This window comes from Caenimonas soli (genome assembly GCF_013155545.1).
Lineage (GTDB): Bacteria > Pseudomonadota > Gammaproteobacteria > Burkholderiales > Burkholderiaceae_C > Ramlibacter > Ramlibacter soli.
Map to the genome: position 1 here is coordinate 180595 of NZ_JABJVV010000001.1, position 19232 is coordinate 199826.

Below are 19232 nucleotides of genomic sequence, written 5' to 3' on the forward strand. Positions count from 1 at the left end.
CCGCCGATGCAACACGACAAGATCCTCATCCTCGATTTCGGCTCCCAGGTCACCCAGCTCATTGCGCGGCGCGTGCGCGAGGCCCATGTGTTCTGCGAGGTCCATCCTTGCGACATGTCGGACGAGTGGGTTCGCGAGTACGCCAAGGATGGCAAGCTCAAGGGCGTCATCCTCTCGGGCAGCCACGCCAGCTTGTGGGAAGACGATACGCTGCGCGCGCCTCGCGCCGTGTTCGAACTGGGCGTCCCGGTGCTGGGAATCTGCTTTGGCATGTACGCCCTGGCGGAGGCCCTGGGCGGCAAGGTGGAGGGCGGCCACAAGCGCGAATTCGGCTATGCCGAAGTGCGGGCGCGCGGCCACACCCGCCTGTTCGACGGCATCCAGGATTACGCCACGCCCGAGGGCCACGGCATGCTGCATGTCTGGATGAGCCACGGCGACAACGTCACCGAAATGCCGCCCGGCTTCAAGCTGATGGCATCCACCGAATCGTGCCCCATTGCCGGCATGGCGGATGAGGAGCGCGGCTACTACGGCGTGCAGTTCCATCCGGAAGTCACGCACACCACACAGGGTAAGGCGATCCTCGATCGCTTCGTGCTGGATATCTGCGGTGCCCGCCCCGACTGGGTGATGCGGGACCATGTGGCCGAAGCGGTGGAAGCGATTCGCAAGCAGGTGGGCGATGAAGAAGTCATCCTCGGCCTGTCCGGCGGTGTCGACTCCTCGGTAGCTGCGGCCCTGATCCATCGCGCCATCGGTGACCAGCTCACTTGCGTGTTCGTCGATCACGGCCTGCTGCGCCTGAACGAGGGCGACATGGTCATGGAGATGTTCGCCGGCAAGTTGCACGCCAAGGTGATCCGGGTGGATGCCAGCGAGGTGTTCCTGGGGAAACTTGCGGGCGTTAGCGATCCGGAAGCCAAGCGCAAGATCATCGGCCGCGAATTCGTCGAGGTGTTCAAGGCGGAAGCCGCGCGACTGAAAGCCGGGCTGGACGGAGCGCATAAAGGCGCAAAGTGGCTGGCGCAAGGCACCATCTATCCCGACGTGATCGAGTCGGGCGGCGCCAAGAGCAAGAAAGCCGTCACCATCAAGAGCCACCACAATGTCGGCGGCTTGCCCGAGCAGCTGGGGTTGAAGCTGCTGGAGCCGCTGCGCGACCTGTTCAAGGATGAAGTCAGGGAACTGGGCGTGGCCCTGGGCCTGCCGCCGGAGATGGTCTATCGCCATCCGTTCCCCGGCCCCGGCCTGGGCGTGCGGATCCTCGGCGAGGTGAAGAAGGAGTACGCGGACCTGCTGCGCCGCGCCGACGCGATCTTCATCGAGGAGCTGCGCAACTTCAAGGACCCGTCCACCGGCAAGAGCTGGTATGACCTCACCAGCCAGGCGTTCACGGTGTTCCTGCCGGTCAAGAGCGTGGGCGTGATGGGCGATGGCCGGACCTACGACTACGTGGTGGCCTTGCGGGCCGTGCAGACCAGCGACTTCATGACGGCGGACTGGGCCGAGCTGCCCTACGCCCTGCTGAAGAAAGTTTCCAGCCGCATCATCAACGAGGTGCGCGGTATCAACCGCGTGACCTACGACGTGAGCAGCAAGCCGCCCGCCACCATCGAGTGGGAATAGGGGGGAGGGCGCGGGCGGGGCACAATCTGTACTATGTACCAGCCTCCCCAATTCAGGTCGACTGACCGCGCGCTGGCGGCGCGGTTGATGCGAGAGCACCCCTTTGCCAGCCTGATCTCCAACGACGACAACGGGCTGCCGTTCGTCTCGCACCTGCCCTTGCATCTGGAGGATAGGGGCGACGCCTTCGTCCTGCTGGGCCACTGCGCGCGGCCCAACCCGCATTGGCGCTATCTGGAGGCGCGGCCCACCGCAGTGGTGACCTTCCTGGGCCCCCATGCCTACCAGTCGCCCAAGATTTATCCCGACCTCGCCCGCGTGCCCAGCTGGAACTACCTGGCGGTCCACTGCACCGTGTCTGCCACGCTGATCGAGGATCCGGTGGCCAAGGACGGGCTACTGAAGAAACTCATAGGCGACCATGAGCCGCCGTACGCGGAACAATGGCGCGGACTGGGCGAGGACTTTGCGCGCAAGCTGCTGGCGGGCATCATGGCCTTCGAGCTCGAGGTGGTGGACCTGCAGTGCAAGCTCAAGCTGAATCAGCACCGTCCCGAATCCCACGCGGCCCTCAAGGCCGGCTACGCGCAAGGCAACGAGCAAGAGCGCGAACTCGCCCGATGGATGGACAGCCTGGGAATGGGCGTAGAGGAGAAATAGGATGCGAATGGTATTGGGCGTATTGAGCCTGCTCTTCGTCGTGGCAGTCATTGGAGTTCTGGCCAAGAAGCAGCTGGGTGGGGCCGCCATCGTGGCCGCGCCTGCCACTTCGGCGGCGCCGGCAGGCACGATGGCGCCGCCCACGGGTACGCCCGCCCAGCAGGTGCAGCAGTTCAAGCAAGCGGTCGAGAGCACCATGCATCAGGCCCGGCCCATGCCCGACGAAAAGTGAACGACGCGCAATTCATGGGCCTGGCCCTGGAGCAGGCCCGCCTGGCCGCCGCGGCGGGCGAGGTGCCTGTTGGTGCCGTAGTGGTGAAAGACGGGAAGGTCGTTGGGGTCGGGCGCAATGCACCGGTCGGCAGCAGCGACCCGACCGCTCACGCCGAAATTGCCGCCTTGCGGGCAGCCGCCGAAGTGCTGGGCAATTACCGCCTGGATGGTTGTGAGCTGTTCGTGACGCTGGAGCCCTGCGCCATGTGCAGCGGCGCCATGCTGCACGCGCGGCTGGCGCGAGTGGTGTTTGGCGCAGCAGACCCCAAGACCGGCGCTGCCGGCTCCGTCGTCGATCTTTTCGGCCAGCCGCAGCTCAATCACCGCACGCAACTGCAGGGCGGCGTCCTGGCGCCGGAATGCGGGGCGCTTCTGACCGAATTCTTCAAGACCCGCAGGCAGCAGTCGCGCATGGGCAGCCATCCCTTGCGCGAGGATGCATTGCGCACCGCGGACGAGCGGTTCACCGGCTTGCCAGGCTATCCCTGGGAACCCCGCTATCTCAGCGATTTGCCGTCTCTGGACGGCTTTCGCATGCACTACCTCGACGAAGGCCCGGCCGATGCCCCGTTGACCTGGTTATGCCTGCATGGCAACCCGGCGTGGAGCTACCTGTACCGCAAGATGATCCCCATCTTCCTGGCCGCCGGCCATCGGGTGGTGGCACCCGACCTGGTGGGCTTTGGCAAGAGCGACAAGCCCAAGAAGGAAAGCGCCCACAGCTTCAGCTGGCACCGCGAGGTGCTGCTCGAATTTGTCGAACGGCTCGACTTGCGCAATGTGGTGCTGGCCGTGCAGGACTGGGGCGGCCTGCTTGGCTTGACCCTGCCCATGGCGGCGCCCGAGCGCTACCGGGGCTTGCTGGTGATGAACACCGCGCTCGCCACTGGTGATACACCCCTCAGCCCGGGTTTCCTGGCATGGCGCGAGATGTGCGCCAAGACCCCGGACTTCGATGTGGCCCGCCTTTTTGCCCGAGGCAACCCGCACATGGGCGCGGACGAGTGCGCCGCCTACAACGCCCCATTCCCGGATCGCGGCCATCGCGCGGCACTGCGGGCGTTTCCGCCCATGGTCCCCGAGACGACCGAGCAGGATGGAGCTTCGGTGTCGCGAGCGGCCCGCGATTTTTGGTCCGAGCAATGGACCGGCCAGACCTTGATGGCGGTCGGCGCACAAGACCCTGTGCTGGGCCTTCCGGTGATGCGTGGGTTACGCCAGATCATTCGCGGCTGCCCCGAGCCCATCGTGCTCGATCAAGCGGGCCACTTCGTACAGGAGCACGGCGAGTCGATAGCGCGCGCGGCGGTGGGATACTTCCGCCCGTGACAAAAAAACATATCTACATCTATTCGCCCTCCAGTGCCGTGCGCAACAAGTCCGTGATCCGGCGCGGCGTGGCCCGGCTCGAGGCCCTGGGTTACGAAGTCGAACTCGATGAAGCGGTTTTTGCCAGGCACATGCGATTCGCCGGCGACGACGAAACCCGCCTGGCGGCGATCCACCGCGCAGCGGACAGCGGCGCCGACATTGCGCTCATCACGCGCGGCGGCTATGGCTTGACGCGCCTCTTGCCTGGCATCCGCTACAAGGCGGTGGCCAAGGCGATCGGCAAGGGCATGCACTTCGTCGGCCTGAGCGATTTCACCGCCTTCCAGAATGCCGTGCTCGCGCAAACCGGCGCCGTGACCTGGTCAGGCCCGGCCCTTGAAGAGGACTTCGGCGTGAAGGGTGAGCCCGACGACATCATGCAGGCGTGCTTCGAGGATCTGGCAAGCGGGCAGGGGGAGGGGACCGGCTGGCAGTTGCCGCGGCTGGAGGGCGCCGGCGAGGCCATGGAACTCAAGGGCGAGCTGTGGGGCGGCAATCTGGCTGTCCTCACCACGCTGGTGGGTACCCCGTGGATGCCGAACATCAAGAACGGCATCCTGTTTCTTGAGGACGTGCACGAGCATCCGTACCGCGTCGAGCGGATGCTGACGCAGCTGTTGTACGCGGGCGTGCTTGGCCGGCAAAAGGCCATCCTGCTGGGGCACTTCACGAACTACAAGCCCTATCCGCATGACAAGGGCTACCGGCTGCAGACCGTCGTCGATTGGCTGAGGCGCCAGATCAAGGCGCCCGTCTTCACCAACCTGCCTTTTGGCCATGTGGCGACCAAGGTAGCGCTGCCGGTGGGCGCCAAGGTTCACCTGGCGGTGGAAGGCCGGGATGCGTTCGTGCTTTGGGGCCACCGCCACTAGGCGGCTGGCGGGGTCAGCCCACCAGGGGGCTGGGACGCGAATTGAGTCCGTTGGGCAGCAGGCCCTGGAACTGGCGCGTTATGGAAGAGACCTTCTCGCGGGCCGCCATCTCGCCATGGATGGCGGCCAAAGCTCCCATGAGGTCGCCCCGCAGGTACCACAGGGCCTGGATGTCACTCGCATAGCGGATGCGGCGGGTGACCTGCGGGAAGTGCTTGGGGCCTGTCTCGCCGAGCACGATGAGCATCGATTCCCGAATGTCCTCCGTCCCGTTCTCAAGGATGGATTCTGTCGGTTCTACGGGGTTGCCCAGCAGGCCGTAGATGCTGCTTCTGAGGTTCGGTTTAAGCCAACGCATGATGTAGTTTTGGTCCCCCTGGCGGAACAAATTTGTCTTCTTGGACGCAAGTTATAAGGAGAATGACAAAAGTGCAAGACAGAATCGTGAATTAGTTAACGAAAAGCGACAGGCGAGACCAACTGCTTCGTAACGAACCGTCAATCTTTGCTGTTCATTGCTGAGCCTAGGCCTTTGACCGGCTGTTAATGGCGGATGCTATTTGACATAATATACATCGTATCAAGTCACCATTTGCCTTTTGGCTGGGCCGCCCGTACCGATGCGGCGATCAGGTCCACTGAATCCTTGCGGTTGGCGCGATGGGCAAAGTCGATGGCCGTCAGGCCCAGCTGGTTCCTCAGCATCGGATCGGCGCCTGCCTCCAGCAGCAGCTTCACGGCGGCCGGCGTGCCGTAATGCGCCGCCATCATCAACGGCGTCGAGCCGTTCGGCGATTCGGCATCGATGTACGCATGGTTCTCGAGCAGCAACTCCATGATGGCCAGATGTCCGTTGGTGGACGCATAGTGAAGCGGCGTCCACCCGGTCTTGTTGACGTCGGCGCCACGCTCTATGAGCTTCCTGGCCAGATCCAGATGGCCCTTGAGCGCCGCCATCATCAGCGGGCTCTCGTCCTGGAGCGTGCGGACCTCCAGGTTGGTCTTGGGCCAGGTGATCAGCGCCTCGGCGGCCTTGGGCGACGGTTCGCGCAGGGCCAGGTACAGGCCGGGCAGACCTTCTGCATTGGGCGTGTTGGGATCGAATCCGCGCTTGAGCAGATTCGTGATGGCCCCGCCGTCGTCTTGCTTAATGGCTGCGAAGAAGTCCTCGTAAGAACCGGCATGCAGGAGAGAATGTCCAAGCAGGACAACAAGATAAACGAGTTTTCTAATGTGATTTCTCATGTTTGAACGGCTCGAAACAAGCGCTCGAAATTGGTGCTGGTCAGCTTGCCGACGTCTTCCACCGGTATTTTGCGCAGGTAGGCCAACTGCCGTGCAACATAAGGAACATAGGAAGGATTATTGGTCTTGCCGCGGTACGGCACAGGCGCCAGGTAGGGGCTGTCGGTCTCGATCAGCAGCCGATCCAACGGGACGAATGCGGCGACGTCACGCAAATCCTGCGCGGTCTTGAAGGTCAGGATGCCGGAAAACGAGATGTAAAAGCCCAGGTCCAGCGCGGCGCGGGCTACCTCGGCCGTTTCGGTAAAGCAGTGAAACACCCCACCGGCGGCTCCAGCGGATCCGTCTTCGCCCTCCTCCTTGAGGATGGCTATCGTGTCGGCCGAGGCGGCTCGGGTGTGGATTACCAGGGGCTTGCCGACCTGCCGGGCCGCTCGGATATGGGTGCGAAAACGCTCGCGCTGCCATTCCATGTCGGCGACCGTGCGGCCGCCCTTGCGCTCCTCCATCTGGTAATAGTCGAGCCCCGTTTCGCCGATCGCCACCACCTTGGGGAGTGCTGAACGTCCCACCAGGTCCTGGAGGCTGGGCTCGGTCACCCCTTCGTTGTCCGGGTGCACGCCGACGCTGGCCCAAAAGTTGTCGTATTGCAGGGCCAGGGCGTGTACCGCGTCGAACTCTTCCAGCGTGGTGCAGATGCACAGCGCACGGTCCACCTGCGCCTCTTCCATAGCTTGCCGGATCTCAGGCAGCCTGGACGCCAGTTCGGGGAAGGTCAGATGACAGTGGGAATCGACAAACATCGGCGCCTGCGGGCCGCTTCAGATGGTCTGGGTCGGTCGCTCGGAGGCCAGGTGGCCGCCCAGGATTTCTTCGATCTTGATCTTGAGCAGGCGTGACTTTTCGTCCGAGGGGAACCGGATGCCCACACCCTGGGTGCGATTGGCGGCGGCCCGCGCCGGTGTGACCCAGGCGACCTTGCCGGCCACCGGATAGCGCTGCGGGTCGTCGGGCAAGGACAGCAGCACGTAGACATCGTCGCCCAGCTTGTAGTCGCGCGTGGTGGGAATAAAAATGCCACCGTCCGCGAACAGCGGGATGTAGGCCGCGTACAGCGCTGCCTTTTCCTTGATGGCGAGCTGGATGACGCTGGGGCGGGGCGTGGTGGGCGAGGGATTGCTCATGGGGAAGTACTGCTCAAGGCCTAGAGTTTAGGGCCGAGCGGGCCTGGCTCACAAGGGCTTCGAGCATCAGCCCGGCGTTGAAGGGATGTTCCACGGTTCGTGCCATGCGTGTCAATTCGCGAGACCATGCGCCCAAAGCCGCAAACGACGCCGGGGCGGGCAGGTCGGCCGCCTGGAAAAAACGGGGTTCGGCGCCCGCCTTGACCACCAGCAGGTCGTGACAGAGCTTGAGCAGTGCATCGATGGCCTGGGCGGGCGTCCAGTCGGCCAGCGCAGCGTTGTCGCCGCGAGCCAGGGCCTTGGGCAGTAGCGCCCAGATCTTGGGGTCGCGGCCTGCGTTCGAAGACGACAGCGCGTCGTCGGGCCGGCCACCGGCTGCGCGCAGCAAGGCGGTGACCTCGGCGGACTTGACGCCGTGCGCCTGCAGCCATGCCGTTGCCTCATCCTCGGCGGGCCAGGCCATGGTGTGACCCAGGCAGCGGCTGCGGATGGTTGGCAGCAATTGGTGCGCGGCCTCGCTGGCCAGCACGAAGTGCAGATCGCCGGCCGGCTCTTCCAGGGTCTTGAGCAGGGCGTTGGCCGTCACGTGGTTCATGCGCTCTGCCGGATAGACCAGCACTACCTTGCCGCGCCCTCGCCCGCTGGTGCGCTGGGCAAACTCCACGGCATCGCGCATGGCCTCGATGCGGATCTCCTTGCTCGGCTTGCGGGCCTTGTCGTCGATTTCCTTCTGCGCCTTCTCACCGAGAGGCCAGCCCAGCTCCAGCATGATGGTTTCGGGCATCAGCACGCACAGGTCCGTGTGCGCACGAACCTCGATGGCGTGGCAACTGGAGCACTGGCCGCAGGCGCCCGCCGGCCCGGGTTGGTCACAGAGCCAGGCCCGTGCCAGCTCCATGGCCAAGCCATACTGGCCGAGGCCGGACGGACCCTGCAACAGCCAGGCATGGCCGCGCTGGGCCAGCAGTTGCCGGGCCTGCCTGGCGATCCAGGGCGCCTGGGCCGTCATTGGAGCCAGCCTCGGCTGCGCAGTGCAGCCAGCACGTCGTTCCAGACCGCCTCGCGCGGCTGGTCTGCATCGATGCGCGCAAAGCGCGCCGGATCCTGCTTGACGCGCAGGGCGTAGCCGGCGGCCACCCGGGTGAAGAACTCGACGGGTTGCGATTCGAACTTGTCCGGCACGCGGGCGCCCACCAGGCGGCTGGCCGCGATCGAGGGGTGGAGTTCGAACAACAGAGTGAGGTCGGGTTCGCGGAGCGGCTGGGCCGGCGTCTTCTGGACCCAAGATTCCAGCTGTTCCAGCACCTTCCAGTCGAAGCCGCGCCCTCCTCCCTGGTAGGCGAAGGTGGCGTCGGTGAAGCGGTCGCACAGCACTGCCTCGCCTCGCGCCAGCGCGGGCTCGATGACCTGCAACAGGTGGTCGCGGCGGGCCGCGAACATCAGCAGCGCTTCGGTCAGCGGGTCCATTGCTTCATTCAAGGCGAGCACGCGCAGCTTTTCCGCGAGTGGTGTGCCGCCGGGTTCGCGCGTGATGGTCACCGCCCTGCCCTGCGCCCGGAACGCGTCGGCCAGGGCCTGGACGTGGCTGGACTTGCCGGCGCCGTCTATGCCCTCGAAGCTGATGAAAAGGCCCTGTGCGTTCATGGAGCCCCCACGCTTGCTGCGCTGCCCCCCGAGGGGGCCCGAGCTTGCTTGAAGCGGTTCGGCGCTGCGATCATTGCCCGCGCTGGTACTTGTTGACGGCGCGATTGTGCTCTTCCAGGCTGGCGCTGAACTGGCTCGTTCCATCGCCACGCCCGACGAAGTACAGCGCCTTGCTCGGCGCCGGTTGCACGGCGGCGAGCAGCGAAGACTTGCCCGGCATGGCGATCGGAGTGGGCGGCAGGCCGGCGCGGAGGTAGGTATTCCACGGCGTGTCGGTCTGCAGGTCCTTCTTGCGCAAATTGCCGTCGAATGCCGCGCCCATGCCGTAGATCACGGTCGGATCGGTCTGCAGCGGCATGCCGACGCGCAACCGGTTGTTGAAGACCGCCGCGACCATGGTGCGGTCCGCTGCCTTGCCGGTTTCCTTCTCGATGATGCTGGCCAGGATCAGCGCTTCGTCGGGCGTCTTGACGGCCGCCTCGGGCGAACGCTGAGCCCAGGCTGTCGCCAGCCGCTTGTCCATGGCGCGCAAGGCCCGTTTCAGCACGGCGACGTCGCTCGTGCCCCTGGCGTAGGTGTAGGTGTCGGGGAAGAAGCGGCCCTCGGGGTGCTGGCCTGGGCGGCCTAGAAGATTCATCAGGGCATCGTCCGCCAAGCCCTTGGTATCGGGCTTGAGCACTTCCTCTTTCAAGAGCACGGCGCGGACCTGGCGGAAGTTCCAGCCTTCCACCAAGGTCACGGCACGAAGGGTTTCCTCGCCCCGCGCGAGTTTGGCCAGCAGCTTGTGGGGTGTGATCCCCTGTTCCAGCTCATAGCTGCCGGCCTTGATGGCCCGATCCTGACCGGAGACCCGGAACCACAGATAGAGCAGCTCGGGATGCACGTCCACTCCGGCGTCCTTGACGGCCTGGGCAACCCCGCGCGGCAGGGTGCCGGCCTCGATGGACAATTCCACCGTCGGCGCGGACAGGCGCAGAGGCTGGTACACCCACCACAAGCCCCAGCCGCCCGCGCCCAGAACCACAAGGGATACCAGCAGGAACACCGTCAACAGGAAACGCCGCATCGACCGCTGCCCCTATGCCATGGAGTGAATTGGAACGACGATGATAATTCACACAATGAGCCATCCATTGAACGGTGTAACCACCCTGCCCCAATTGGGCATCATCGGCGTCCAAGGCGACGACGCGGCCAGCTTCCTGCAAGGCCAGCTGACGCAGGACTTTGCGTTGCTGGGATTGTCTGAAGCGCGCCTGGCGGCCTATTGCACAGCCAAGGGCCGCATGCAAGCCAGTTTCATCGGCTTCAAGCGCGCTCACGGCGACATCCTGCTGGTCGTGAGTCGTGACGTCCTCGCGCCAACCCTCAAGCGCCTGTCGATGTTCGTACTGCGTGCCAAGGCCAAGCTGCGCGACGCGACGGCCGAGTTCGACCTCTATGGCGCGGCCGGCGACGCGGCCAAGGAGTTGGCGCCGGGCCTGTCGGGGCCCTGGAGCAAGGTGGATGTTGGAAGCGCCAGTGTCGTTTCGCTCTATCCCGCCGACGGCCAGGCGCGTGCCCTCTGGCTGGTTCCGGCAGGCGAAGCGGCGCCGCAAGGCCCGTCCCTTAGCCACGAGCTTTGGCTGTGGGGCGAAGTGCGAAGCGGCATCACCACCATCACCGCGCCCGTCGCCGAGGCGTTCGTACCCCAGATGCTGAACTACGAATCGGTGGGCGGCGTCAACTTCAAGAAAGGCTGCTATCCCGGCCAGGAAGTCGTGGCACGCAGCCAGTTCCGCGGCACGCTCAAGAAGCGGGCCTACCTCGCCCACTCGCCGGAGGCCTTGCACGCAGGGCAGGAAATCTTCCACGAATCCGACCCGGGCCAGCCCTGTGGCTTGGTGGCCCAGGCCGCCCCCGCGCCCGGCGGCGGCTGGGATGCGATCGTTTCGATCCAGATAACCGCCTCGCAAGGCGGCGGGCTGGCGGCCGGCGGCCCGGAGGGACCGGCGATCAGGGTGCAGGCGCCGCCCTATCCTTTGCTGGCCGACGTCTGAGGTGTCGCGGGCGGCTGGGTTGCGTCGGGCTCGGCGAGCCTGGCGCGATAGGTGGCAGGTATTTGGGCCAACAGGGTCGGCCGCTCGGACTCCGATGCCAGCGCGATCGCCTGCTTGAACGCGTTCAACGCCTTCTCCGGCTCCCGACCACCCGACGCATACATGTTGCCCAGTTGGACATGGCCTTCGGCGCGGCTCGCCGGCCAGCCAGCCATCCGCAATTCCATCGCCTTCGACGCCAATGCGTAGTCGCCCGCCCGCCAGGCCAGGACGAAAGTTGCGTTGGCCAGGTCGTAGTCGTAGATGTTGTCGGTGATGGCATCGCGGCCCAGTTCGAGTGCGCGCGCGGTTTGCCCTGCGCGGCTGAGCAGGATGACCTCCAGTGACCGCACCGCCGGGGCTCGGGGCTGCAGCCGCTTGGCCCGCTCCAGGTATTCCATGGCTTTGGCCGGGTTGCCCATCGTCGTATGGCCCCGGGCCACGTTCGCCAGGATCGCCACGACATACGGGCGTGAAGAGAGCACGCTTTCCCAGATCCAGGTGGCATTCCTCCAGTCGCCCCACCGCGCCAGCTCGTCCGCGACCATCGGGGTGATCTTGCGGTAGTGGGGATTGATCGCCACGCCCTCCCTGATCAGCTTGAGCATTTCTGCCTTGCTCTTGTCCCACCTTGGATGATTGGGGCTCCCGGACGCCGAGATGGTCAAGGCGATCTTGGTAGCCCTGACGATCTTCTGCTCGCTGTCGGCCGCCAGCTGGCTGACATGGATGGCCAATGCCAGGCCGGCCAGTGACAGCCCCGCGGCGACGCGTGAGAAAGCCGGCTTCCATGCCAGCCGCACGGCCGACCAGGGGGCTGCATGGCCAAGGCGCGCGTCCGAAGCGGCCAGCGCGGCCAGGCACAGAGCGAAGAGCGCACCGGTCGTGGCCATTCGCCAGGGGAAGCCGATGTTGCTGACGACGAGCAAGGTCAGCAGGGTGCACAGGAACACGGCGCGCCAAGGCGCCTCGGCCTGTGCCTCCGGCCCCTTGCCCAGCAGGGTGCGCCGGAAGGCGGCCAGCAGGTAAGCCGCCAGCGCCAGCAGGAACAGCCAGCCCACCAAACCGTACTCCGCCAGCAGCTGCAGAAACTCGTTGTGCACGTAGTAGTCGGTTTCCAGCTGGGAGCCTTCGGCCTGGTACAGCGGGATATCGCTTTCCCACGCGCCCGCCCCAACCCCTGACAGGGGCCGTTGCGCGATGACCCGGCTCGTGGCCTTCCACATGACCATCCGGATGCCCAGAGAGGAGTCGTTGGATGAAATCGAGCCTGTGCGCTTGACACCGCGCTCCAGCGCATTCACGCCGCGCCCTTCCTCGACGATCCTGGGGTCGCCAGTGGGAATCAGCCCCAGGCCGACGACGGTCGCCAGAAGCACGCCAACGGCAACCAGGCGCGTGCCGCGGTCCCAGCTGGGAAAGGCGAACTGGCGCCGGTACATCCAGGCGACATAGGGCAACAGCACGAGCAGCTGCAGCCACAGTGCGATCAGGGCAGCACGGGTGCCCGTCATCAGGATCGCCACGATGATGAGCCCTGAACTGGCCGATAGCAGCGCGACCTGCGCGCTTTGCCGTGCCCGCGCCAGCAGCAAGGCCGCGAAAGGCAGGGTGCAGACGGCGAACTCCGCAAAGAAATTGCGGTTCACGAAGGTCGAGGCCGGGTGGGGTCCCTGTGGGAAAAACTGGAAATCCACCCAGAACTGCAACGCCGCCCAGAGCGAAGCCACGACCGCCCCGGCGTGAATGCCCCAGGCCAGCGTGGGCAAGCGCTCGCGCGACAAGGTATTGACGCCCAGCCACAGCAGCAGGCTGAAGACGAACCATCGGATGGCCTCCACGCCACCCAGGTACGTGTGCGACCAGACCATGCTGCCCAGCGCATAGGCCATCAGCGCCAACGGAAGCCACATGACGGCGTGCCAGCGCAACGGCTCGCGCCGGCCGCGCTTCTGCCAGAAGAACAGCAAGGCCGCGCCCAGGGCGCAGAACGAAACGACGATGGATTTCAGTGTGTCCTGGAGCATCTCCTCATGCGGAACGCCCAGGGCGGGAGCCAGGAACATCATGAGGGCGAACATGGCCACCGTGCTGCTGCCTTCGGCTTCGGCCGGCAAGCTGCTGGGAGCAGCCATCGCAGCCGCGACTGGCCGGGTTGCGGAGCCGGCGGCTGACTCCGGCTGGTTTCTTTTCTTGCGAGCCATGGCTAGCGGGCGAGCGCCCGTGACATCTCGATATGGGCGATTCCTGCTTCCTCGAACGCTGGGCCGCGAGGCTTGAATCCCAGGCCGAGGTAGAAATCTTCGGCGCTGCGCTGTGCATGCAGAACCGCTTCCAGGTCGCCCCGCGCGGTGGCAGTGGCCAGCAATGCTTCAAGTACCTGGCGGCCCACGCCCGAGCCGCGCAACACCTTGTGAACTGCCATGCGGCCGATCTTCGCGACGCCGGGCTTGGGCTGCAGTAGCCGCCCCGTGGCCACGGGCTGGCCCAGCCGGTTGTAGGCGACCGCATGAACCGCTGCCCCATCGGCCTCGTCCCACTCCATGTCGGCCGGGATGCGCTGTTCCTCGACGAAGACTTCGGTGCGGATCTTCTTTGCGTCTTTTCCAAGGTCGGACCAACTGCCGGTCTTGACCTGCACCATGCCCTCGCCCGCCTCGAAGCCGGAGAGGATCTCGCGCAACAGCGGCGGCACCGGCTTGGATGTCTGGCTGGCAGGGTCGGCGAAGACGTAGATGAGCTCGCAGGTGATCAGCAACTCGTCGCCGCGAAAGATGGCGCCGGTGAACGCCATGGAAGTGTTGCCGATGCGGCCGCACTTCAGCGCCACGTCGAGCTGGTCATCCATTCGTGCCGAGGCGTTGAATTCAACGGTGGCCTTCTTCACGTACAGGTCACCACCCAACTGGTGCATCGCCTCCCCGTAGGGCAAGGCCAGTGCGCGCCAGTAGTCTGTCACCGCTGTATCGAAATACATCAGGTAGTGCGCGTTGAACACGATTTTCTGCATGTCCACTTCGGCCCAGCGCACGCGCAGGCGGTGGAAAAAACGGAAGTCTTGGCGTTTCATAGTTCAGGGTTTCAGGGCGCCGGCCAGGACGCGGGCCGCATCGGCATGAGCTTGTCGAGCCTCAGGGATAGCGCGCCCCATCTTGATGAATTCATGGGTCACGCCGCGGTAGATCTCCAGATCGACCGCGACGCCCGAGGCACGGAGTTTATCCGCGTACGCCAGTCCGTCGTCCACCAGCGGATCGCACTCGGCCAGTCCGAACCAGGCGGGCGCTACGTCTTCGACGTCGTCGGCGTTGAACGGGGCGAAGCGCCAGTCTTCGCGCTGGCCCCGGTCGATGTACTGGTCGAAGAACCAGTCGATGTGCGGTTTTTCCAGTACCAGGCCATGGCCGAATCGCTCGTGGGAAGGCGCATCCGGACCGGCGGCGCAGCCGGGGTAGAACAGCAACTGCAGCGCGATCGGCAATTCGGCGTCACGCGCGAGGATCGCGCAGACCGTCGCCAGAGTGCCCCCGGCACTGTCGCCGCCCAAGGCCATCCGGGTGGCGTCGATGCCCAGCTCGCTCCCATACGCGGCAAGCCACTGTGTGGCGTCCCAGGCATCGTGAACGGCGGTGGGGAAACGATGCTCGGGCGCCAGCCGGTAGTCCAGGGAAATCACGGCACAGCCGCTCAGGCGGCTGAGCTCGCGGCATAGCACGTCGTGGGAAGCGACGCTGCCGATGGTGAACCCGCCTCCGTGAAAGTAGAGCAGCACAGGCAGAGCGGCATCGCTGGGCGCGTACAGGCGAGCCGACAGCACATGCCCATCACGAGCTGGAATGCGCAAATCCTGCACACGCGGCAGCGGCGCCTTGGGCACCTCCAGTACGCCCGATCCGGCTTCGTAGGCCGCCTTGGCCTGCTGGGGCGTCTGCGTGTAAAGCGGCTGGTAGCCGGCCCGGTCCATGCGCTCGAGCACCGAACGCATGGGCGATGTGAGCTGAGGATATTGGGGCAGGAAGCTCACAGGGGGTGCGGAAGGCTTAAAGTTGGACTTTCCATCGTAATCGGAATCGCGAACATGGCCTTCATCTACTACGTCACCCAGATCCAGTTCGATTTCGGCGCCGTGAAGCTGCTCAAGCAAGAGTGCGAACGAGTCGGCATCACACGGCCGCTGATCGTCACCGATCCCGGCGTCAAGGCGGCGGGCGTCCTGCAAAAGGCGCTGGATGCCTTGCCCGGCATGCCGATCGCCGTTTTCGACCAGACGCCGTCCAACCCCACCGAGGCTGCCGTTCGAGCGGCAGTGGAGGTGTACAAGGCCAACCGCTGCGACGGCCTGATCGCCGTGGGCGGCGGATCGGCCATCGATTGCGCCAAGGGTGTGGCGATCGCGGCCACCCATGAAGGCCCGCTCACCCACTACGCCACCATCGAGGGCGGGTCCCCGCGTATCACCGAGAAGGTCGCGCCGCTGATCGCCGTGCCCACCACCAGTGGCACCGGAAGCGAAGTGGCGCGGGGCGCCATCATCATCGTGGACGACCACCGCAAGCTCGGTTTTCACTCATGGCACATCGTGCCCAAGGCCGCCATCTGCGACCCCGAGCTGACCTTCGGCCTGCCGCCCAAGCTCACTGCCGCAACCGGCATGGATGCGATCGCGCATTGCATGGAAACCTTCATGTCGGCGGCGATCAACCCGCCGGCCGACGGCATCGCGCTGGACGGGCTGGAGCGCGGCTGGGCACATATCGAGCGTGCAACGCGCGATGGCAGCGACCGCGACGCCCGCTTCAACCTGATGAGCGCCTCGATGCAGGGCGCCATGGCGTTCCAGAAAGGGCTCGGCTGCGTGCATTCGCTCAGCCACAGCCTGGGCGGCGTCGACCCGCGCCTGCACCATGGCACCCTCAATGCGATGTTCCTGCCGGCCGTGGTGCGCTTCAACGCAGAAGCTGAATCAGTGAAAAAAGACAGGCGTCTCGAACGGATGGCGCATGCGATGGGCTTGCCATCGGCCGGCGACATCCCGGAGGCGATCAAGGACATGAATGCCCGGCTGGACCTGCCTACAGGTTTGGCAGCCATGGGGGTGCAGCGCGACTGGTTCGGCAAGATCATCGAGGGCGCCCTGGCCGATCACTGCCACAAGACCAACCCGCGCATCGCCTCCGTGCAGGACTACGAGGAAATGCTGACGGCGTCGCTCTAGAGAGCTTCCACCCGCGCGTGAAGTTGGGTTCGCCTATTTTCTCAGGCCCTGCAGCTTGGCGAAGGCGCCCGCCATTGCGGTGGTATTGGCAGGCTGGTTCTGGGGCGCGCGCTGCCCTCTTGCGGCGCCTTCGAAGCGGTTGTCCCTGGGGCCGTCTCGGCGCGCAGGGGCATCGCCCAGCTTCATGGAGAGGGCGATGCGCTTGCGCGCCACGTCCACTTCCATGACCTTGACCTTGACGATGTCGCCGGTCTTGACGATCTCGCGCGCGTCGTTGACGAACTTGTGCGCCAGCTGGCTGACATGGACCAACCCGTCCTGGTGCACGCCCAGATCGACGAAAGCGCCGAAGGCGGCGACGTTGCTCACGGTGCCCTCCAGCACCATGCCTTCGCGCAGGTCGGAGATGTCTTCCACACCGTCGTTGAATCGCGCCACCTTGAAATCAGGGCGCGGATCGCGGCCAGGCTTTTCCAGCTCGCCCAGGATGTCGCGCACGGTAATGATGCCGAATTTCTCGTTGGCGAACAGCTCGGGCTTCAGCGTCTTGAGCATTTCCGCGCGGCCCATGAGTTCGGTCACCGGCTTGCCCGTGGCGGCCATCATCTTTTCCACGACGGGATAGGTTTCCGGGTGTACGCCCGTCATGTCGAGAGGGTTCTCGCCATCGCGGATGCGCAAGAACCCAGCACTCTGCTCGAAACTCTTGGCGCCCAGGCCGCTGACTTCCATCAGCTGCTGGCGGCTGCGGAAAGCACCATTCGACTCGCGCCAGCGCACCACGGCCTTGGCGACGCTGGCCGACAGGCCCGAGACGCGTGCCAGCAGCGGGACACTGGCGGTGTTCAGATCCACCCCCACCGAGTTCACGCAGTCCTCCACCACCGCTTCGAGCGTGCGGGCCAGCTCGCTCTGGTTCACGTCGTGCTGGTACTGGCCCACGCCGATGGACTTGGGATCGATCTTGACGAGTTCGGCCAACGGGTCCTGCAGGCGCCGCGCAATGCTGGCCGCGCCGCGCAGGCTCACATCGACGTCGGGCATTTCCTGCGATGCGAATTCGCTGGCCGAATAGACCGATGCGCCGGCCTCGCTGACGACGACGCGTTGCATACCTTCATGGCGCTTCATGAGATCGGCCGCCAGCTTGTCGGTCTCACGGCTGGCGGTACCGTTGCCGATGGCGATCAGGTTGACGCCGTGCTTGCGGCACAGCAGGCCCAGCTGGTGCAGTGATCCTTCCCAGTCGCGCCGCGGCTCGTGCGGATAGACGGTTGAGGTGTCGACCAGCTTGCCCGTGGCATCGACCACCGCCACTTTCACGCCGGTACGGATGCCTGGGTCGAGGCCCATCACCACGCGCGGCCCGGCGGGCGCGGCCAACAGCAGGTCACGCAGGTTGTCGGCGAAGACCTTGATGGCCACTTTCTCCGCCTCCTCACGCAGGCGTGCGAACAGGTCGCGCTCAGTCGATAGCGATAGCTTGACGCGCCAGGTCCAGGCGACGCACTTGCGTAGCAGGTCGTCTGCGGGGCGCCCCTGATGGCTCCAACCCAGATGCAGGGCGATTTTTCCCTCGGCAAGCGATGGTTTGCCCGGCTCCGGCTCGACCGGCAACACCAGCTTGGCGTCCAGGATCTCGAGCTGCCGTCCGCGAAACACCGCGAGCGCGCGATGCGATGGGACGCGGCCGATCGGCTCGTCGTAGTCGAAATAGTCGCGAAACTTCGCCACATCCGGATGGTTTTCGTCCTTGCCGGCCATGAGCTTGGACTTGAACAATCCCTCGCTCCAGAGCCACTCGCGCAATTGCTGAACCAGGGCCGGCGACTCGGCCCAGCGCTCGGACAGGATGTCGCGCACGCCATCCAGGACGGCCGCCACAGTGGTGAAGTCCTCGCCGCCCTCGCCTTTTTCCTGCTTGACGAAGGGCGCTGCGGCCTCGGCCGGGTTGAGGGAGGGGCTGGCAAACAGCATGTCGGCCAACGGCTCGATGCCCGCTTCGCGCGCAATCTGGCCCTTGGTGCGGCGCCTGGGCTTGTAGGGAAGGTACAGGTCTTCCAGTTCCTGTTTGGTCGGCGCGGCTTCGACAGCCGCCCGAAGCTCAGGCGTCAGCTTGCCTTGTTCGTCGATGCTCTTGAGGACCGCCTCGCGCCGGTCCTCGAGTTCGCGCAGATAGCCCAGCCGGTATTCCAGCTCGCGCAATTGAATGTCGTCCAGGCCACCAGTCGCCTCTTTGCGATAACGCGCCACGAACGGCACCGTGGCGCCGCCATCGAGCAGATCGACCGCGGCCTTGACCTGATTTTCCTGGACCCGGATTTCGGCAGCGATCTGCCGGATGATTTTTTGCATGCTGGTACTGCTGAGAAACTCGAGGACGCGGAAGTTTGCCACAGGCTGCGGACACAAAATCGGCGCATTCACTTACACCTACGCGGCAATGGCGCTTCGCAAAATGGGCTGATTCCATCCAAGGAGACAGAACATGCGTGCCCGACTTATCTTCATTGTCGTCGCTATCCTGCTGGTCGCAGGATTCGCGGCGCAAAACTGGTCCGAGTTCAACCACACCACGCCGCTGAGTTTCGGTTTGGTCGTGTCCGAAGCGCCGCTGGGGCTGATCATGCTGGGCCTGCTCGCGCTCACACTTGCGGTCTTCCTCGTCAGCAGCGCCACCCAGGAATCGCGATACCTCTTCGAGCACCGTCGTCACGCCAAGGCGCTGGAAGCCCAGCGCGCTCTCGCCGACAAGGCCGAGGCCTCGCGCTTCACCGACCTGCGCCAGCACCTGGACACCCACTTGCGTGAAAACCGCCAGCGCGAAGCGATCGCCGCAACCGAATTCGAGAAGGCCATGGTGCAGAGCCAGCGTGAGTTGCGCAACCAGCTGGAGCAGATGAACCAAACGCTGGCCGCGCGCCTCGGCGAGATCGAAAGCCACATCGACTCGCGGCTGGAGCGTTTCAATCCCGCGGTGGACGTCAGCCACCGGCCTGTCGACGTGCCGCCGCGCGACCGCGTGAAGGTATAAGACCCGCTGGCTAGCCTGGGCTGCTGA

At 65.2% G+C, this 19232-nt stretch carries 19 protein-coding genes; 8 read left to right on the top strand and 11 right to left on the bottom strand.

The window, feature by feature from the left end:
- Positions 1-6: 6 nt before the first annotated feature.
- Genes guaA through HNE04_RS00910 form a run of 5 tightly spaced genes read left to right on the top strand, consistent with a single transcriptional unit; the run spans position 7 to position 4805 of the window.
- Positions 7-1629, top strand: a complete 1623-nt coding sequence (guaA, locus tag HNE04_RS00890) for a glutamine-hydrolyzing GMP synthase (protein ID WP_172215890.1) — start codon at positions 7-9, stop codon at positions 1627-1629.
- Positions 1630-1662: 33 nt separating this feature from the next.
- Complete coding sequence (locus HNE04_RS00895) at positions 1663-2289, top strand: FMN-binding negative transcriptional regulator (RefSeq protein WP_172215892.1); 627 nt, start codon at positions 1663-1665, stop codon at positions 2287-2289.
- A 1-nt stretch (position 2290) separates the two neighbouring features.
- Entirely contained in the window at positions 2291-2521 is a 231-nt protein-coding gene (locus tag HNE04_RS00900) for a hypothetical protein (protein ID WP_172215894.1), read from the top strand.
- A 14-nt stretch (positions 2522-2535) separates the two neighbouring features.
- On the top strand, positions 2536-3891 hold the full coding sequence (gene tadA, locus HNE04_RS00905) for a tRNA adenosine(34) deaminase TadA (RefSeq protein ID WP_207717411.1): 1356 nt from the start codon (positions 2536-2538) through the stop codon (positions 3889-3891).
- Positions 3888-4805 (top strand): LD-carboxypeptidase, encoded by a 918-nt coding sequence (locus tag HNE04_RS00910; RefSeq protein ID WP_328700237.1) that lies wholly within the window; start codon positions 3888-3890, stop codon positions 4803-4805. Before tadA ends, HNE04_RS00910 begins: the two co-directional genes overlap by 4 nt.
- Before the next feature lie 13 nt (positions 4806-4818).
- On the opposite strand, the gene HNE04_RS00915 is transcribed toward HNE04_RS00910, so the two are convergent.
- From HNE04_RS00915 to mltG, 7 genes are all read right to left on the bottom strand, one after another.
- Positions 4819-5163, bottom strand: a complete 345-nt coding sequence (locus tag HNE04_RS00915) for a hypothetical protein (protein ID WP_172215898.1) — start codon at positions 5161-5163, stop codon at positions 4819-4821.
- A gap of 227 nt (positions 5164-5390) precedes the next feature.
- The gene (locus HNE04_RS00920) at positions 5391-6050 is read right to left on the bottom strand and encodes an ankyrin repeat domain-containing protein (protein WP_172215900.1); all 660 of its coding nucleotides are present in this window, start codon (positions 6048-6050) and stop codon (positions 5391-5393) included.
- Positions 6047-6853 carry a TatD family hydrolase gene (locus tag HNE04_RS00925; protein ID WP_172215902.1) on the bottom strand — a complete coding sequence of 269 codons (807 nt, stop codon included), beginning with the start codon at positions 6851-6853 and terminating at the stop codon, positions 6047-6049. The genes HNE04_RS00920 and HNE04_RS00925 overlap by 4 nt, the downstream gene beginning before the upstream one ends.
- 18 nt (positions 6854-6871) lie before the next feature.
- Complete coding sequence (locus tag HNE04_RS00930; protein ID WP_172215904.1) at positions 6872-7234, bottom strand: PilZ domain-containing protein; 363 nt, start codon at positions 7232-7234, stop codon at positions 6872-6874.
- Positions 7235-7247: 13 nt separating this feature from the next.
- Positions 7248-8243, bottom strand: a complete 996-nt coding sequence (locus tag HNE04_RS00935; protein ID WP_172215906.1) for a DNA polymerase III subunit delta' — start codon at positions 8241-8243, stop codon at positions 7248-7250.
- Entirely contained in the window at positions 8240-8878 is a 639-nt protein-coding gene (tmk, locus tag HNE04_RS00940; protein ID WP_172215908.1) for a dTMP kinase, read from the bottom strand. Before tmk ends, HNE04_RS00935 begins: the two co-directional genes overlap by 4 nt.
- 70 nt (positions 8879-8948) lie before the next feature.
- Positions 8949-9944 (bottom strand): endolytic transglycosylase MltG, encoded by a 996-nt coding sequence (gene mltG, locus HNE04_RS00945; protein ID WP_172215910.1) that lies wholly within the window; start codon positions 9942-9944, stop codon positions 8949-8951.
- A 55-nt stretch (positions 9945-9999) separates the two neighbouring features.
- Between mltG and ygfZ the strand changes: the two genes are divergently transcribed.
- Positions 10000-10917 (top strand): CAF17-like 4Fe-4S cluster assembly/insertion protein YgfZ, encoded by a 918-nt coding sequence (gene ygfZ, locus HNE04_RS00950; protein ID WP_172215912.1) that lies wholly within the window; start codon positions 10000-10002, stop codon positions 10915-10917.
- On the opposite strand, the gene HNE04_RS00955 is transcribed toward ygfZ, so the two are convergent.
- The 3 genes from HNE04_RS00955 to HNE04_RS00965 form a co-directional block, all read right to left on the bottom strand.
- Positions 10893-13091, bottom strand: a complete 2199-nt coding sequence (locus HNE04_RS00955) for an O-antigen ligase family protein (RefSeq protein WP_172215914.1) — start codon at positions 13089-13091, stop codon at positions 10893-10895. The genes ygfZ and HNE04_RS00955 overlap by 25 nt on opposite strands.
- Before the next feature lie 71 nt (positions 13092-13162).
- Positions 13163-14026 carry a YbgC/FadM family acyl-CoA thioesterase gene (locus HNE04_RS00960; RefSeq protein ID WP_172215916.1) on the bottom strand — a complete coding sequence of 288 codons (864 nt, stop codon included), beginning with the start codon at positions 14024-14026 and terminating at the stop codon, positions 13163-13165.
- A 3-nt stretch (positions 14027-14029) separates the two neighbouring features.
- Positions 14030-14941, bottom strand: coding sequence for an alpha/beta hydrolase (locus HNE04_RS00965; RefSeq protein ID WP_172215918.1), 912 nt, complete (start codon positions 14939-14941; stop codon positions 14030-14032).
- Between the two features lie 93 nt (positions 14942-15034).
- Between HNE04_RS00965 and HNE04_RS00970 the strand changes: the two genes are divergently transcribed.
- A complete protein-coding gene (locus tag HNE04_RS00970; RefSeq protein ID WP_172215920.1) occupies positions 15035-16171 on the top strand; it encodes an iron-containing alcohol dehydrogenase in 1137 nt (378 codons plus the stop codon).
- A gap of 33 nt (positions 16172-16204) precedes the next feature.
- Here HNE04_RS00970 and HNE04_RS00975 read toward each other — a convergent pair whose 3' ends face one another.
- Positions 16205-18526: a Tex family protein gene (locus tag HNE04_RS00975; RefSeq protein ID WP_172215922.1), complete on the bottom strand. Its 2322-nt coding sequence runs from the start codon at positions 18524-18526 to the stop codon at positions 16205-16207.
- 133 nt (positions 18527-18659) lie between these two features.
- Here HNE04_RS00975 and HNE04_RS00980 point away from each other — a divergent pair, with 133 nt between their 5' ends.
- Positions 18660-19205 carry a LapA family protein gene (locus HNE04_RS00980; protein WP_172215924.1) on the top strand — a complete coding sequence of 182 codons (546 nt, stop codon included), beginning with the start codon at positions 18660-18662 and terminating at the stop codon, positions 19203-19205.
- The last annotated feature ends 27 nt before the right edge of the window (positions 19206-19232 follow it).